Annotated in this window: 13 protein-coding genes; 10 read left to right on the top strand and 3 right to left on the bottom strand. The window is 36.4% G+C overall.

What is annotated here, in order from left to right:
• Window positions 1-231: 231 nt before the first annotated feature.
• The 8 genes from ODE14_RS01180 (at window position 232) to ODE14_RS01215 (ending at window position 10,145) form a co-directional block, all read left to right on the top strand.
• Window positions 232-2,895, top strand: coding sequence for a glycoside hydrolase family 3 protein (locus ODE14_RS01180; RefSeq protein ID WP_263602633.1), 2,664 nt, complete (start codon window positions 232-234; stop codon window positions 2,893-2,895).
• Between the two features lie 55 nt (window positions 2,896-2,950).
• A complete protein-coding gene (locus ODE14_RS01185) occupies window positions 2,951-4,042 on the top strand; it encodes a DUF5700 domain-containing putative Zn-dependent protease (protein WP_263602634.1) in 1,092 nt (363 codons plus the stop codon).
• Window positions 4,043-4,205: 163 nt separating this feature from the next.
• Window positions 4,206-4,544 carry a nuclear transport factor 2 family protein gene (locus tag ODE14_RS01190; protein WP_263602635.1) on the top strand — a complete coding sequence of 113 codons (339 nt, stop codon included), beginning with the start codon at window positions 4,206-4,208 and terminating at the stop codon, window positions 4,542-4,544.
• 323 nt (window positions 4,545-4,867) lie between these two features.
• Window positions 4,868-6,181, top strand: a complete 1,314-nt coding sequence (locus ODE14_RS01195) for a PQQ-dependent sugar dehydrogenase (RefSeq protein ID WP_263602636.1) — start codon at window positions 4,868-4,870, stop codon at window positions 6,179-6,181.
• Window positions 6,182-6,279: 98 nt separating this feature from the next.
• Window positions 6,280-6,552, top strand: coding sequence for a hypothetical protein (locus tag ODE14_RS01200; protein WP_263602637.1), 273 nt, complete (start codon window positions 6,280-6,282; stop codon window positions 6,550-6,552).
• A gap of 170 nt (window positions 6,553-6,722) precedes the next feature.
• Complete coding sequence (gene lpdA, locus ODE14_RS01205; protein ID WP_263602638.1) at window positions 6,723-8,111, top strand: dihydrolipoyl dehydrogenase; 1,389 nt, start codon at window positions 6,723-6,725, stop codon at window positions 8,109-8,111.
• A 395-nt stretch (window positions 8,112-8,506) separates the two neighbouring features.
• Window positions 8,507-9,121, top strand: a complete 615-nt coding sequence (locus ODE14_RS01210; protein WP_263602639.1) for a PH domain-containing protein — start codon at window positions 8,507-8,509, stop codon at window positions 9,119-9,121.
• A gap of 226 nt (window positions 9,122-9,347) precedes the next feature.
• The gene (locus tag ODE14_RS01215) at window positions 9,348-10,145 is read left to right on the top strand and encodes a patatin-like phospholipase family protein (protein WP_248394096.1); all 798 of its coding nucleotides are present in this window, start codon (window positions 9,348-9,350) and stop codon (window positions 10,143-10,145) included.
• 29 nt (window positions 10,146-10,174) lie between these two features.
• Here ODE14_RS01215 and ODE14_RS01220 read toward each other — a convergent pair whose 3' ends face one another.
• The 3 genes from ODE14_RS01220 to ODE14_RS01230 form a co-directional block, all read right to left on the bottom strand.
• Complete coding sequence (locus ODE14_RS01220; RefSeq protein ID WP_263602640.1) at window positions 10,175-10,612, bottom strand: hypothetical protein; 438 nt, start codon at window positions 10,610-10,612, stop codon at window positions 10,175-10,177.
• A 48-nt stretch (window positions 10,613-10,660) separates the two neighbouring features.
• Window positions 10,661-11,383: an ABC transporter ATP-binding protein gene (locus ODE14_RS01225; RefSeq protein ID WP_263602641.1), complete on the bottom strand. Its 723-nt coding sequence runs from the start codon at window positions 11,381-11,383 to the stop codon at window positions 10,661-10,663.
• 82 nt (window positions 11,384-11,465) lie between these two features.
• Window positions 11,466-12,023 carry a hypothetical protein gene (locus ODE14_RS01230; RefSeq protein WP_263602642.1) on the bottom strand — a complete coding sequence of 186 codons (558 nt, stop codon included), beginning with the start codon at window positions 12,021-12,023 and terminating at the stop codon, window positions 11,466-11,468.
• Window positions 12,024-12,684: 661 nt separating this feature from the next.
• On the opposite strand from ODE14_RS01230, the gene ODE14_RS01235 reads away from it, so the two are divergent.
• Both ODE14_RS01235 and ODE14_RS01240 read left to right on the top strand, forming a co-directional pair.
• Complete coding sequence (locus ODE14_RS01235; RefSeq protein ID WP_263602643.1) at window positions 12,685-14,148, top strand: OmpA family protein; 1,464 nt, start codon at window positions 12,685-12,687, stop codon at window positions 14,146-14,148.
• A 158-nt stretch (window positions 14,149-14,306) separates the two neighbouring features.
• Window positions 14,307-15,200, top strand: coding sequence for an SDR family oxidoreductase (locus ODE14_RS01240; RefSeq protein WP_263602644.1), 894 nt, complete (start codon window positions 14,307-14,309; stop codon window positions 15,198-15,200).
• The last annotated feature ends 3 nt before the right edge of the window (window positions 15,201-15,203 follow it).

A 15,203-nucleotide genomic window follows, 5' to 3' on the forward strand; every position in this document is an offset into this window, starting at 1 on the left:
AAAACGACATAGGAAATCGGAGCTTTAAGAAAATGAAATATGTGAACGTTAAGAAAATTCTACTGTTTGAGCGCGTTAACAATATTGAACCGAAGAACAAATATTAAATTCGCGCGAGTTTTAGAATTTTTAGATAACAGATTTTATTTTTAGCGAAGAGTTCCAAGTCTTGAACTTTTGGTTCTTTTGTTTTAAGACAAAAGAACTTATTTAAACTAAATTATTTTCGTGATGCGTTGTAAACTTCGTTTTAAAATTATAGGAATATTCTTATTGGGTACTGTAATTACTTTTGCTCAAAAACCGTTATACAAAGACCCAAAACAACCTGTTGAAGCGAGGGTACAGGACTTATTAAAAAGAATGACACCCGAAGAAAAATTCTGGCAGTGCTTTATGATTCCCGGAGATTTGGATCATGTTCCTAAAGATCAATATGCACACGGAATTTTTGGGCTGCAGGTCAGCGCGGGAAATCAGGGAGGCGGAGCGGCAGGTCAGTTGTTAACGTATAATGCCAATGAAGATGCAGAAAAACTGGCCAGGAAAATCAATGCTATCCAGAAATATTTTGTTCAAGAATCAAGATTGGGAATCCCGATCATCCCTTTTGATGAAGCTTTGCACGGATTGATGCGGGAAGGTGCTACGGCTTTTCCACAAGCGATCGGTTTATCGGCCACATTTAATCCGGAACTGATGAAAGATGTTTCCACGGCGATTGCCAAAGAATCAAAGCTGAGAGGAATTCGCCAGGTTTTAACACCGGTTGTTAATTTGGCAAGTGACGTTCGCTGGGGCAGAACGGAAGAAACCTACGGTGAAGATCCTTTTCTTACTTCGGTAATGGGAGTAAGCTTCGTCAGCTCTTTTGAAAATCAGGGCATTATTACCACTCCGAAACATTTTTTAGCAAATGTGGGAGAGGGGGGAAGGGATTCGTATCCGATCCACTGGAGCAGAAGATATCTGGAGGAAACGCATTTAATTCCATTTGAAAAAGCCTTTCATCAGGGAAAAAGCCGCTCGGTAATGACCTCTTATAATCTGCTGGATGGAAGACCTTCGACAGCCAATCACTGGTTGTTGACAGAAAAATTAAAAAAAGAATGGAATTTTACAGGCTTCGTCATCAGTGATGCGAGTGCAGTAGGCGGTGCCAATGTACTGCATTTTACCGCGAAAGATTATGAAGATGCTTCTGCACAGGCGATGAATGCAGGCTTAGACGTTATCTTTCAGACTGAATATAAGCATTACAAACTTTTCATCCCGCCGTTTCTGGACGGAAGGATTTCTCAGCAGAGAATTGACGATGCGGTAGCAAGGGTTTTAAAGGCAAAATTTGAATTAGGCTTGTTCGAAAGTCCTTACGTTTCGGATCAACAAATTCAGGAATTAAAGAAAATCAATCATAAAGCTCTAGCCGAAAAAGCAGCCGTTGAATCTTTTGTTCTCCTTCAGAATACCAATAAAACACTTCCGGTTCCAGAAACGATGAAAAAGATTCTGATTGTCGGGACTGATGCGGTGGATGCAAGATTGGGCGGATATTCAGGTCCCGGAAATAAGAAGGTCAGCATTCTGGATGGAATTAAAGATTTCGTTAAAAATAAAAATATCGAAATTACTTATTCAAAAGGAATCGACTGGAATCTGAAGAAGTTTGTCACCGTTCCTGCTGATTTTTTATCTTTTGAAAATCAGAAAGGATTAAAAGGAATGTATTTTTCCAATTCCGATTTAAAAGGGACTCCCGTTTTTGAAAAACAAGACGAACAGTTGAATTTTAAATGGACATTGTATTCCCCCGACCCTGAAAAATTGCAGCCTGATAACTATAGTGTACGCTGGAAAGGAAAGCTTAAAGCGCCCGCTTCCGGAAAATATCAGCTGGGACTGCGTGGAAATGATGGTTTCAGATTGTTTTTGAATGGAAAACTGCTGATCGACCACTGGGAAAAGTTAAGCTATTCAACCCAAACGATCGAACTTGATTTTGTGGAAGGAAAACAATATGACATTGTCGTGGAATTTCATGAAAACAGGGGAGAAGCGAATATTGAGCTGATCTGGAATTATGGTTTGCCAGACTACCAAAAGGATTTTAATGAAGCTGTAAAACTCGCTCAGCAAGCAGATTATATCATTATAACCGCAGGAATTCACGAAGGGGAATTTCAGGATCGGTCTTCGCTCAGTCTTCCAGGAAACCAGGAATCATTTATTCATGAAGTTTCAAAATTAAATAAACCGGTAACGGTTGTGCTGGTGGGTGGTTCTGCTATAAAAACTACGGATTGGAAAGATAAAGTAGGTGCTATTTTAGACATCTGGTATCCGGGAGAAGAAGGTGGAAATGCGGTGGCCAAAGTTCTTTTCGGGGTTGAAAATCCTTCGGGGAAATTACCAATTACTTTTCCGGTAGAAGAGGGGCAACTCCCGTTGTCTTACAATCATCATCCGACCGGACGTGGAAATGACTATTATGATCTGAGTGGCGAACCGCTGTATCCTTTTGGTTTCGGATTAAGCTATACGACTTTTGAAATTTCGGATTTACAGTTAAATAAACTACAGTTTACAACAAAAGATACGATTACTGCTACAGTCAATGTAAAGAATACAGGTTCAAAAGCGGGCAGTGAGGTTATACAGCTTTATGTGAAAGATTTACTAGCCTCGGTTTCAAGACCGATTATTGAACTGAAAGGATTTCAAAAAATATATTTAAAACCTGGAGAATCAAAACAAGTTTCGATTGAAGTTCCGGTGAAAGAATTACAGTTTTTAGACGAGAAAATGAACTGGATTGTTGAAAAGGGAACCTACCGGATTTTTGTCGGGAATTCTTCAAAAAACCTTCCGCTGAAACAGAATATCGAGGTGGAGTAATAAATTGTATTTGCTTATTTAATTATATTTGCTGCATTAATAAGGGTTATAAATAATGATAAAACGATTACTTTTAATAATTTGTATTTTACAGGCATCTCAATTCTTATATTCACAAAAATTTGATGATTCTGTATGTTGGGAGTATTTCAGGATTACGGATAAATTAAAAAAAGACCAGCCGGTTGATCCTTTGGAATGGAAGCATCTCATGAAAAATGAAGCCATACAGGTTTACCTTAAAGATCAGGGAGTAGACAGTATTTATACCGATAATTACAGGAAAATCATGGAAACAGTCTACATGCCAAAAAATGAAGCAAAACTCCAACAAAGGCTCAAAGATCCCTATAACAATTGGTGGACCTACATCATCAACGAATACAAGGTTAATGAAGATAAGATGAAAGCTTATCTTAAGAACATTGAACAACAGCCGGAAAAATATCTTGATCTTTCTTATCAGTACAGTTATCAGATGCTGCCTAAAAAAGATCATAAAAGAGCTCCGGAATATAAAATTACGATTATCCCTATTCATAATGATGCGCATGTTGAAAATGGCTGGATGATTTACACTTTACTGGCTGCTTATTTCAATGACTATAATAAAATGGGGGTATTGGGTGGCCATGAGTTTCAGCATGTGTTGCGGCCAAGAATGGATTTTGATGTTGATCAAAATGATCTTGTCATCGTAAGTATGCTGCAAAGAATTCTGAATGAAGGGTCGGCTGACCTTATAGACAAAAGATATCAGGGAGAGGATGCTAAAAATTTGCTGGAATTTCAGCGCGGATATCCCGAGAGTTTTCTATCTGACGGTTACAAAACATTAAAAAATATTGATTCTTTACTTTCTGTAAAACCTTTGGAGAAATCACAGTTAAAATTAAATAAGCTGTTTAAAGGATGGAATACAAGCGGACATATCCCGGGATATTATATGGCTAATATTATTGAAAAGGCAGGGTATAAGAAACAATTGATCAAACATATTGAGGATCCGTTTAATTTTGTATATCTGTATAATAAGTCAGCAAAGAGGACTAAAGATGCCTATGTAATTTCTGATCAGACCATTGCCATGATACAAGATCTTGATAAAAAATACAGGCCTAAATCGCATATTGTGCGACATCAGTAGAATATAATCAATTTTAATTTCCCAAGCTTCAAAATATTTTTAATAAGTATATTGAGGTGGGGTGATTTCCGGATAATTAAAGCCATAAGTGTATCGCAGACATCACATACGTCGGCACATTTTTAGCAGCAGTAGAATCAACTTTACATGAAAAATAAACATTATGAATTTAAAGTCGATATTAAAGGAAGCTAATGCCTGTATTGCTGCAGGCGACCACGAAGGATTTTTAAAATTTTGTACAAAAGATACTTATTGGACTTTTATTGGTGACCGTACGCTTAAAGGAATTGATGAGGTAAGAGCCTATATGCATGAAGCATACAAGGAACCTCCAAAATTTGAAGTTGCATTAATGATTGAAGAAGGTAATTATCTGACCGCTATGGGAACCATCAGTTTACTCAATGAAAATTCGGAATGGGTCGATTATGAATACTGTGACGTCTGGAGATTTGAAGACGGAAAGTTAGCTGAATTGAAGGCTTTTGTAGTCAGCTGATTTTAACTTAATTTACTTCTTTAAACTTTCTATTAATCGCAAAAGAGGCAAAAGATTTGGATACTTTTAATTAAAGTTCATAACATTAAATCTTTGATTTTTATTCTTTTGAGAACTTTGTTTTCTCTAATAAAAACTTTAAAATAGCCTTTTGCCTCTTTTGTGGTTAAATTTAAAATAGTTTAAACAGCTTTAATTCTAGTATAAAAATACATGACAAGCTAAACATTCTATAATAATAGATTCTTAAACATCAGAAACACTGCAGATTCTTAAGGAATGGTTTTTGCAAGTCTGTTACCAACCATAATCACTAAAAATCTATGAAAAATTATCTTCTACCAGCTTTTGCGCTGATCTTTTTCAGCTGTAAAGAAAATAAAAAGGAGAGTACAGCAATCGGAAAAGAGGTTGTCACGGAAACAGATACATTGAAGTTACCCGCTCCCGACGAGAAAAACTCCAAAAATAAATTCAGCAATGTCATTGGGTGGCCGCAGGGAAAAACTCCTGTTGCACCGGAAGGATTTACTGTGACGCGTTTTGCTGATAATATAAAAAGCCCGAGAAATATGATTCAGGCTGAAAACGGTGATATTTTTGTTGTCCTTTCCAATTCAGAACGTTCCACAACGGAAAAAATAAAAAATGACATCAGCGGGAAAAGTGATGCTGAGGTCGGAGGCAAATCGGCCAACAGGATCATCCTGTATCGTGATACCAATAAAGATGGCATTCCCGAATCGTCTTCCGTATTTATTGATAAGCTCAATCAGCCTTACGGAATGCTTATCATAAAAGATAAATTTTACGTTGCCAATACCGACGGACTTTGGGTATATCCTTATAAGTCTGGAGATACAAAAATTACCCAGCCTGGTAAAAAGATCGTCAGCCTTCCTGCAGGAGGATACAATAATCACTGGACCAGGAATTTAATTGCCAATAAAGATCAGTCTAAAATTTATATCAGCGTAGGTTCCGGAAGTAACGTCGGCGAAAACGGAATGGAAAATGAAGTACGGAGAGCCAACATTCTTGAAGTAGATCCTGATGGAACGGGGGAAAAGATTTATGCTGCGGGTTTAAGAAATCCCGTAGGCATGAGCTGGAACCCTGTTACCGGTGAACTATGGACAGTTGTCAATGAGCGCGATGAGCTTGGGGACGAGCTGGTTCCGGATTATCTGACCAGTGTAAAGCAGAACGCTTTTTATGGCTGGCCTTATGCTTATTTCGGTAAAAATGAAGACCCGAGGAGAAAAGGAGAAAAGCCTGATCTGGTTACAAAAACTATTGTTCCGGATGTTCCGCTGGGAAGTCACACGGCATCATTAGGATTAACATTCTATACTGGAAATCAGTTTCCGGAGAAATATAAAAACGGAGCTTTTATCGGTCAGCATGGATCTTGGAACCGGTCTTCACTGGTCGGTTATCAGGTAGCATTCGTTCCTTTTGCTAATGGTAAAGCTTCAGTTCCGTATCAGCCATTTCTTACCGGATTTATTGCCAATGAAGCCAAAGGCGATGTATACGGAAGACCGGTGGGCGTACTGCAGATTGCCGATGGTTCCTTACTTGTTGCCGATGATGTAAGCGGAATTGTATGGAGAGTTTCTTACAATAAAAAGTAATTTGGAATTGCTATCTAATTGTGGTATGATATATGCAAATATTTGATAAACCAGAATGATATGTGAGCTAAAGTTCAATCATTCAAAAATAAAAAGTCATGAAAAAGTTTTTAATTACCACACTTTTGTTTTTGGGTTTATCTGCAGAAGCTTCTGCACAGAAACATCCGCCACGTCCTCCTGCGCCGCCTCACCCTTCAAGAAGTGAGATGTACAACAATAAGGCGAGAGAGCTGGATAAAAAATACAATACCGAAAAAAGATTGATTCTAAATCATCCGCTTGCTACCAAAAAAATGAAGAGCGATCAGCTGAAAGCCCTGAATCTGCGATATCAAAATGAAAAACGACTGTTAAGGGCTACCAGATAAATTAAATACAATAAGGAATTAACTTCCGGATCAAAAAAGGAGAACACTTGAGTGTTTTCCTTTTTATGTTTTTAATTGACAAATAATCTGTTTTATTCCTCATCTATGTTAAAGCAAGAAACACTGAACATCCAATATTTTTCCTTAAATTCGCATAAAATTTTAAACTAATGAATTACGATATTATTGTCATCGGAAGTGGTCCCGGTGGATATGTTACTGCAATCAGAGCGGCACAATTGGGTTTCAAAACTGCAATTATCGAGAAAGAAAGCTTAGGAGGTATCTGCCTTAACTGGGGATGTATTCCTACGAAAGCTTTGCTGAAGTCTGCTCAGGTTTTTCATTATATCAATCACGCTGAAGATTATGGCTTGAATAAAGTGGAAGGTAGTTTTGAATTTCCGAACGTAATTCAGAGAAGCCGCGGTGTTGCCAATAAAATGAGCAAAGGAATCGAATTCTTAATGAAAAAGAACAAGATCGATGTTATTCTGGGAACTGCCAAAATTCAGAAAGGTAAAAAAGTTTCCGTTACTGATAAAGAAGGGAAAGTAACTGAATATACAGGGACGCACATCATCATCGCTACAGGTGCACGTTCAAGAGAATTGCCAAACCTTCCTCAGGATGGTAAAAAAGTAATCGGATACAGACAGGCGTTATCTCTTCCTGAGCAACCGAAATCGATGATCGTTGTAGGTTCCGGAGCGATCGGGGTGGAATTTGCCGACTTCTATAATACCATGGGAACCAAAGTAACGGTTGTAGAATTTATGCCGAATATCGTTCCTGTAGAAGACGAAGAAATCTCTAAACACTTAGAAAAATCCCTTAAAAAATCAGGGATTGAGATCATGACCAACGCTTCTGTTGAAAGTGTAGACACCACCGGAGAAGGCGTAAAAGCTAATGTAAAAACAGCAAAAGGAAATATCACGCTTGAAGCTGATATCTTATTGTCTGCTGTTGGTATTGCTGCCAATATTGAAAATATCGGACTTGAAGAAGTAGGAATCCAGACAGATAAAGGAAGAGTGCTGGTAAACGAATGGTACGAAACTTCAGTTCCGGGATATTATGCGATTGGTGATATCATTCCAACTCAGGCTTTAGCACACGTTGCTTCTGCGGAAGGAATTACCTGTGTTGAGAAAATCAAAGGATTGCATGTTGAAAAAATAGACTATGGCAATATTCCTGGATGTACTTACTGTCACCCTGAAGTTGCTTCTGTGGGGCTTACCGAAAAGCAGGCTAAAGAGAAAGGATATGAAATTAAAGTTGGAAAATTCCCTCTTTCTGCAAGTGGAAAAGCAACTGCCAATGGAAATACGGATGGTTTCATCAAAGTGATTTTCGATGCTAAATATGGGGAATGGCTAGGTTGTCACATGATCGGAGAAGGTGTTACGGATATGGTTGCAGAAGCGGTTGTTGCCAGAAAACTGGAAACTACCGGTCATGAGATCATCAAATCGATCCATCCGCATCCAACAGTATCCGAAGCGATTATGGAAGCTGCTGCTGCTGCTTATGGAGAAGTGATCCATATTTAATTTGATAATTAAATTATAAATATAGTAAACCACAGATTTTGTCTGTGGTTTTTCTTTTTGAAAGAGCCTGTTTAAATTGACATTTAAAGTTTTTAAATTCTATTATTTTTAAACGCGAAGATTTAATTCAACTTTACACATTACTTTTAGAAAGCAAAGGCAAATAAAATTTGCTTCACAAAGCTTGAAGAAATAGCTTTATCAAATCAACTTGTTGATTCTGCTTTGCTTACTTAAATAACTAAGTCTTTAAATTAGATCTTTGCGTCAAAAAATGAATGAAATTTTTGAATAATTAATCAAATTTAAACGAGCTTTAGGATAATTTTTTTTGATTTTATCTCAGTTATTTTCTTAATTTTATTCACTAAACAAAATACAAATTAAAATAAATTATGTTCAAAAAATTAGCTGCAGAAGCATTAGGACTTGGAGATATTGGTAAAATTATTCCTTCTCACGATTATGATAAAGTAGATTCTGATGATTACATTTTATCGGAAGATAATGAAAAGATTTTCTTCCTCATCAAATCCAAAAGAGATGAATATTGCTTTACCAACAGAGCATTGATCCATATTGACGGCGCAAGTGCCCTGGATAAAAAAAGAGTATTGAGAAGATATGAATATTATCAGTTTCCTTTCTCAAATATTGCTTTGCAGACGGCAGGAACCATCGACCTGGATGTTGAAATTTCATTTAATATCGGGAATGTTCCGTTTATGATCAGTGTCACAAAAAGTCAGATTGATCAGTTAAAAGATCTTTATAAAGCGCTTCTGGCGATTCAGCAGGCAGTGCATCATAATCAGTCATTGCTTAATTTTTCGAATGACAGTCTGCAAAAAGCGATCACTACCGTAGCATCAGGAAAACAGGAAAATGTATCGAAAAGTCAGGAATTAAGAACCGTTAACGAATACATTTTTGCCTGGAATACTACCAGCTTTGATAAGTATAATCAGAAAGACTTTTCAAAGATCTTCGAAAAATATATTAATAATTAATACGATAAAACTTTAAAAGCCCGTAATGTCGGTTTTTTTTAAATGACACTTTTTTTTAGTAATTATATATTTAAATTAAAGTTTTATAGAGATAATCTGTTATTGAGAAATATTAAAAGTATTTATCAATTGTTACCCACCGGTCATCTATGTTATCTACTACTATTTAACAAAAAATTAGTAAAAACAGACATTCTATTTTGTGGTATTTTCTTACATTTATTCAATGAATATTGAAAAAGTAGGTCTTGTTTTATCAGGCGGCGGTACAAAAGGAATTGCACACGCAGGAGTTTTAAAATTCCTGAGAGAAAAAGATATTGATGTTCATGTTCTGTCTTGCTGTAGTGCAGGCTCTATTGTAGGATGTATGTACGCCGTAGGAAAAAGTCCGGAAGAAATTCTGGAATTCTTTAATTCGGTATATTTTTTCAACTGGAAACATTTTGCATTCAATCAGCCGGGGTTGGTCTCTTCGGTGATTTTCAGGAATTATCTGAACCCCATTTTCGGAGATATGAAACTGAAAGATCTCGGAAAAGAGGTGAAAATTGTAGCTACAGAACTGGTAAGCGGAACGGAAAAAATTTTTGATGAAAATTTTAAAGTTGTGGACGCCATTATCGCTTCATGTTCCATACCGGGGATTACAACGCCTTACATTATTAACGAAGAAATGTACTGCGATGGAGGAGTGCTGAATAATTTCCCTGCAGATATCATCAGAGGTGAATGTGATAAACTGATCGGGGTCTTTGTTTCCCCGCCTCATGATATTAAAATTAATGATCTTAAATCAATCAAAGCAATTGTCTCAAGATCATACGATCTTCTATCTTACAGAATCGAGAAAATAAAATTTGATTATTGCGACTGGTTTATTTCCTCACAGGAACTCTCAACATACGGAACTTTTGAAAGAAGAAAAGACCGCCTCGAAAAAATATTTCAAATTGGGTACCAGGCCGCAAAGGAAAGCTTTAATGAAAGTAATTTTTATCTGTTAAAAAAAGCCGGAACATAAAAAAAGCTCACTGAAGCGAGCTTTTTTTCTTAATTTTTTACAACTACTGCATCCTGCTTTACAATCGTCTTTCCGTCCTGATCTTCTACGGTGAGTGTATAAGGAGCTTTTTTAGGAGAATCGGTGAGGTAGTTCCTCCAAACCTGATAGGTGTATCCTTCATTACCAAATTCAAAATAATAATTTCCTCCGGTTCCGTCAGGAATCAATTCTCCGCCACTGATAATCATGCTCGGCTTGGAAGTGATTTTTCCATTGGCAGGCCATGATTGGTAAAGATATTTTCCATCCGGCTGCTGATCAATTTTAATTTTAAATTTTTTCGTTTTTAGGATCACGGATTTTGGAATTTTCTGTGAAACCTGCTTCGTAACATTTTGCGGAATTACAGGCTGTTGCAGATCTTTAGCTGAAAATATGCTAATGTTCATCATGCATAATGCTCCCCATACAATTGATTTAATCATAATTTTAATATTTTGTCAGTGTCTTAAAATTATCAAATTTAAAGCCAATTAAGGATTCATTTCAGAGACGACGGATGCCTGGGTATAACTTGCAAAAGCCTCCTCCAGACTTCCGAATTTACCTTTAAATTCATTAATAGGACAATCCTGAAGAATATTACCTTTATGAATAAGAATTACGCGGGAACATAGCGCTTCTACTTCCTGCATGATGTGGGTGGAAAGCAATACGGTCTTTTGCTGTCCGATTTCTTTCACCACGTTTCTGATTTCAATAATCTGGTTTGGATCAAGTCCGTTAGTCGGCTCATCCAGGATTAAAAGATCCGGCTGATGGATAATGGCCTGGGCAAGACCTACCCTCTGTTTATATCCTTTGGAAAGTTGCCCGATTTTCTTTGTCTTTTCAGGAGTAATCCCTACAAGTTCTATAACCTCATCTACTCTGGAAGAGGGGATGTGGTGAATATTAGCTACAAACTGAAGGTATTCTTTTACAAACATCTCAAGATAAAGCGGATTGTTTTCCGGAAGGAAGCCAATCTTTTTTTTGCTTTCTATCTCATTTTCGGTAATATTTTTACCGTTGAAGATGATTTCTCCTTCATCAATTTTTAAAGCTCCTACAATAGATTTCATTAACGTGGATTTCCCGGCGCCGTTTGGTCCCAAAAGCCCTATAATCTCATTTTTGTCTATGGAAATATTGATGTTGTTCAGTGCAGTTTGTTCACCGAATTTCTTAGTTAAATTATTTATCTGAAGAGACATATTCGTAATGATCTTTTTGCAAAAATAAAAATAAAAAAGCTCATTCCGGTGAATGAGCCTGGTTAATATTTTCTATAATTGATTATTTCTTAGTTTTCTTATCTTTATTTCCGGATTCTGATGCTGTAACATTATTCGCAGGCCTGTTTCCGGTATTTCCTATTGCAGCCGCAGCCGGCTTTTCATAAAGAGAAGATTTTCCGTTTTGTCTTCCGAAAATTTTATCAATCTGTTTTTTGTTCAGAAATTGCGATTTTCCTACGTACTTTCTGTTTTTATTAATATACTGAATAAACTGAACCGTAGGCTGCCCGAAATTCTTCTCAAAATGAAGTTCAATGATATCATTAGGAAGTTCCAGGACAATGTTGCTAACAGGTATATCAATAAATCCATTGCTGATAAGCTCATATAAACCTGAAACATCTTTATTGAGATTTTCAAAGGAAAAAGAGCGGAATGTATTTAGGTTAGCAGTATTCAGATCCTGATAATTTATGGTAAATTTATTGTCCTTTTTATATAAACCAACAGAATTATCTTTACCGATTTCTACCACAGTTTCATTTTTCAGCACTTTGATTTGTGAGAAAGCCGAAAAACCTAACAAACATGCAAATAGTAGAATAATTTTTCTCATTACTTGATTTTTTAATGCTTTATAAACTTGGTATTATTTAAATATCGAATGCAGAAGCAGTTTGATATTATATAAGCAAATGTAAAAAAAAAAATCCATATCGGCTTCTCGGTAAAAATGGCAATACATGCTGTATCTGTGTTATTGCAATTAAATTTAAGATATAGTTAATATAAAAATTCAGATATGAAGTTTAATTCTTCAATGTTTGATATTGAATTTCAGGAAACTGTAAATTTTTATAATAAGAATCAATATTATATTGGAAAAAAAACGTCGGCGTAATAAGTTGCTGTTTATCCCTAAAAACTACTTATCTGATAAGTAATTTTTTAATTCATAAATGTTTTTTTGGTTGATAATAATTTTAAAATAAAGTATGACATAGTTAAATTTTAATGTTAAATTTTATAAAAATTAAAGCGTATAAAAAACATATATGCTATGCATATAAAACACCTTAAATAGCTGATAAGCAACTTTGTTTAGGTACCACATATTTTTAAATTATTGTTTCTGAAGCGCGTTGTCAAACATTTTATTGGTGTAAATGGTATAATAATTGAATAATGAAGAGCACGAGCTGAAACCTCTGATTTTAATTTGTTCTGTTTTTAAAAACAGGACAGGTTATTTGTTAATAAACATTAAAAAAAATCATATGAAATCAAAACTATCAATCTTATCGTTGGCAATAGCATTACCCACATGCCTTTTTGCTCAGGATTCATTACAGGTTATGAATAACACACAGTATCCGAATACTTTCTCTTCAGGATCTGCAGATGTACAACCATTTACAAACTCTGCAAAGAGATTCAATGACTGGTCAATCTCTTTTGGTGCTGGTGTGCCTTGGCTACAAAGTGCTGATCTTGTATCTTATAAAACAAAAGACGGTTACGGAAAAGATTTATTTGGTTATTCTGCATATGTGAGTGTAGATAAAGCCATTACACATGCTTTCGGATTAAAACTACAATATGACCGAGGTGAAACAAGACAGGGGTATTTTAATACCAAAGATGCTGCACCTGCAAACGCTGCTGCTAATAATCAGTATGGAGCAAGAACACAATATGATGCGATCTCTATTTTAGGAGATATTAATTTCTCTAATCTTTTAAGAAGAGTTGATAACAAATCACCATTCAGATGGGCATTACACGGTTATGCAGGTATTGGTACTTTATCATACAGAGCTTACCTAAAAGATGAAACAGGACAAAGGTTAATGACTGAGATCAAACCATTTAGATTTGATTCATTTTTTGGACAGGCTGGTGCCGGTTTGAAATATAAAATCAGTAACCGCCTTGATCTGGAAGGAAGAGTAATGTATGTTGTAACGACAGATGATGCATTTGATGGTGGAGGCCAGCAGTACAGTGCAATCAACAGAAGAAATAATAAAAGTTCTGATAATTTCATCAATACAACTTTAGGGCTTACTGTTAATTTAGGAAAACATGAATCTCACCTGATGTGGCATGATCCTTTGCAGGAAGCTTATTACAAAATTAGCGTTTTGGAATCTAAAGTTACAGATTTAGTAGTTTGTAAAAATGGAGATGCTGATAATGACGGTGTTTGTGACGATTGGGACAGACAACTTGATACTCCTGCAGGTGCAAGAGTAGATGGATCAGGAGTTGCTTTAGACGTAGATCTTGACGGAGTAATCGACCTTTACGACAAATGTGTAACCGTTCCGGGAAGTGTGGAAAATAACGGATGTCCGGATCAGACTCAGGGACAGGGTGCTGTTGCCGAAACAGAAACAAAACTTGAAGGTATTGAATTTGACCTTAATTCAGACAGAATCTTACCTTCAAACACGCCGATCTTAAATAACGCAGTAAGCTATATCAATTCATCAGACGGTTCATATACTGTTGTTGGGGCTACTGATACAAGAGGAACTGAAGCTTACAACAAAATGTTGTCTGAAAGAAGAGCTAATAATGTAAAAAATTATTTGATGCAGAATGGTGTGCAGTCAGGAAAACTTGATGCTCAGGGAAATGGTAAAACAGACCTGAAATATCCTGAATGTGATCCTGCTTCAAAATGTCCTGAATGGAAAAACAGAGCGAATAGAAGAGTGTATTTTAAAGCAAAATAAATTATAATAACTTCTAATTGGAGGGCTGCCGTTGTAACGGCAGCCTTTTTTGTTGACAGCACAAATATTTCCGGTTCTTTTTGGCTACAACAATCTTACTTTAGGATACATTAATATTTACGAATGTACGCAACTTTGTATCAACAAAATAAAAGATAATGAAAGTATTTGTAACAGGAGCTTCAGGATTTATAGGTTCCGCAATTGTAAGAGAATTAATTGATGCGGGACACCAGGTCACCGGTTTGGCACGTTCGGAAAAATCAGCAGAAAAAATCAGGCAGGCAGGGGCAGAAGCTGTGGAAGGCAGCCTTGCGGATGTGGAAATATTGAAACAACATGCTTTGTATGCAGATGGTATTATTCACACGGCCTTTTCTCATGACTTTATGATTTCAAAGGATATTTCGCAGTTTCCTAAAGCAGCAGAAATGGATCGTATAGCTATTGAAACAATGGGTGAAGTGTTAATAGCTACTGATAAACCACTTATTGTCACTGCCGGACTTCTGGGTTTACCTCTTATTAACGGAAAGATAACGGAAGAAAGTGTTGCCGAAAATTCTTTACGGGCTTCTGAAACAACAGCACTGAAGCTTGCAGAAAGAGGGATCAATACTTCGGTAATCAGGTTAGCCCCTTCTGTTCACGACGTGGGTGATTATGGTTTTGTCCCCTTTATGATCTCGCAGGCAAAGGAAAATGGTGTTTCTGCATATCCCGGAAATGGAAATAACCGATGGACAGGAATACACCGACTGGATGCCGCACGATTATTCCGTCTCGCGTTGGAAAAAGGTGCGCGCGGTGCTTTATATAACGGTGTGGAGGATGAAAGTATTGAACTGAAAGAATTGGCAGCACTGATCGGTGAGAAATTACATGTCCCTCTGAAAGCTGTGTCCGGAGAAGACTTAAACAAACATTTTGAATGGCTGGCCCACTTTATTACTATGGATTGTCCCGTAAGTAATCTTAAAACAAAAAGACAATTAGACTGGGAGCCAATGCATATCAGCTTATTGAAAGATATTGAAAAGAATTATTTTTAAATT

This window comes from Chryseobacterium sp. PET-29 (assembly GCF_025736815.1).
GTDB classification, from domain to species: Bacteria; Bacteroidota; Bacteroidia; order Flavobacteriales; family Weeksellaceae; genus Chryseobacterium; species Chryseobacterium nepalense.

Bases quoted from the DNA above. Each gene is read 5' to 3' on its own strand.
- ODE14_RS01225 (WP_263602641.1), bottom strand. From the start codon at position 11,383: ATGTCTCTTCAGATAAATAATTTAACTAAGAAATTCGGTGAACAAACT.
- ODE14_RS01180 (WP_263602633.1), top strand. From the start codon at position 232: ATGCGTTGTAAACTTCGTTTTAAAATTATAGGAATATTCTTATTGGGT.
- ODE14_RS01240 (WP_263602644.1), top strand. From the start codon at position 14,307: ATGAAAGTATTTGTAACAGGAGCTTCAGGATTTATAGGTTCCGCAATT.
- ODE14_RS01215 (WP_248394096.1), top strand. From the start codon at position 9,348: ATGAATATTGAAAAAGTAGGTCTTGTTTTATCAGGCGGCGGTACAAAA.
- ODE14_RS01210 (WP_263602639.1), top strand. From the start codon at position 8,507: ATGTTCAAAAAATTAGCTGCAGAAGCATTAGGACTTGGAGATATTGGT.
- ODE14_RS01190 (WP_263602635.1), top strand. From the start codon at position 4,206: ATGAATTTAAAGTCGATATTAAAGGAAGCTAATGCCTGTATTGCTGCA.
- lpdA (WP_263602638.1), top strand. From the start codon at position 6,723: ATGAATTACGATATTATTGTCATCGGAAGTGGTCCCGGTGGATATGTT.
- ODE14_RS01220 (WP_263602640.1), bottom strand. From the start codon at position 10,612: ATGATTAAATCAATTGTATGGGGAGCATTATGCATGATGAACATTAGC.
- ODE14_RS01235 (WP_263602643.1), top strand. From the start codon at position 12,685: ATGAAATCAAAACTATCAATCTTATCGTTGGCAATAGCATTACCCACA.
- ODE14_RS01200 (WP_263602637.1), top strand. From the start codon at position 6,280: ATGAAAAAGTTTTTAATTACCACACTTTTGTTTTTGGGTTTATCTGCA.
- ODE14_RS01195 (WP_263602636.1), top strand. From the start codon at position 4,868: ATGAAAAATTATCTTCTACCAGCTTTTGCGCTGATCTTTTTCAGCTGT.
- ODE14_RS01230 (WP_263602642.1), bottom strand. From the start codon at position 12,023: ATGAGAAAAATTATTCTACTATTTGCATGTTTGTTAGGTTTTTCGGCT.
- ODE14_RS01185 (WP_263602634.1), top strand. From the start codon at position 2,951: ATGATAAAACGATTACTTTTAATAATTTGTATTTTACAGGCATCTCAA.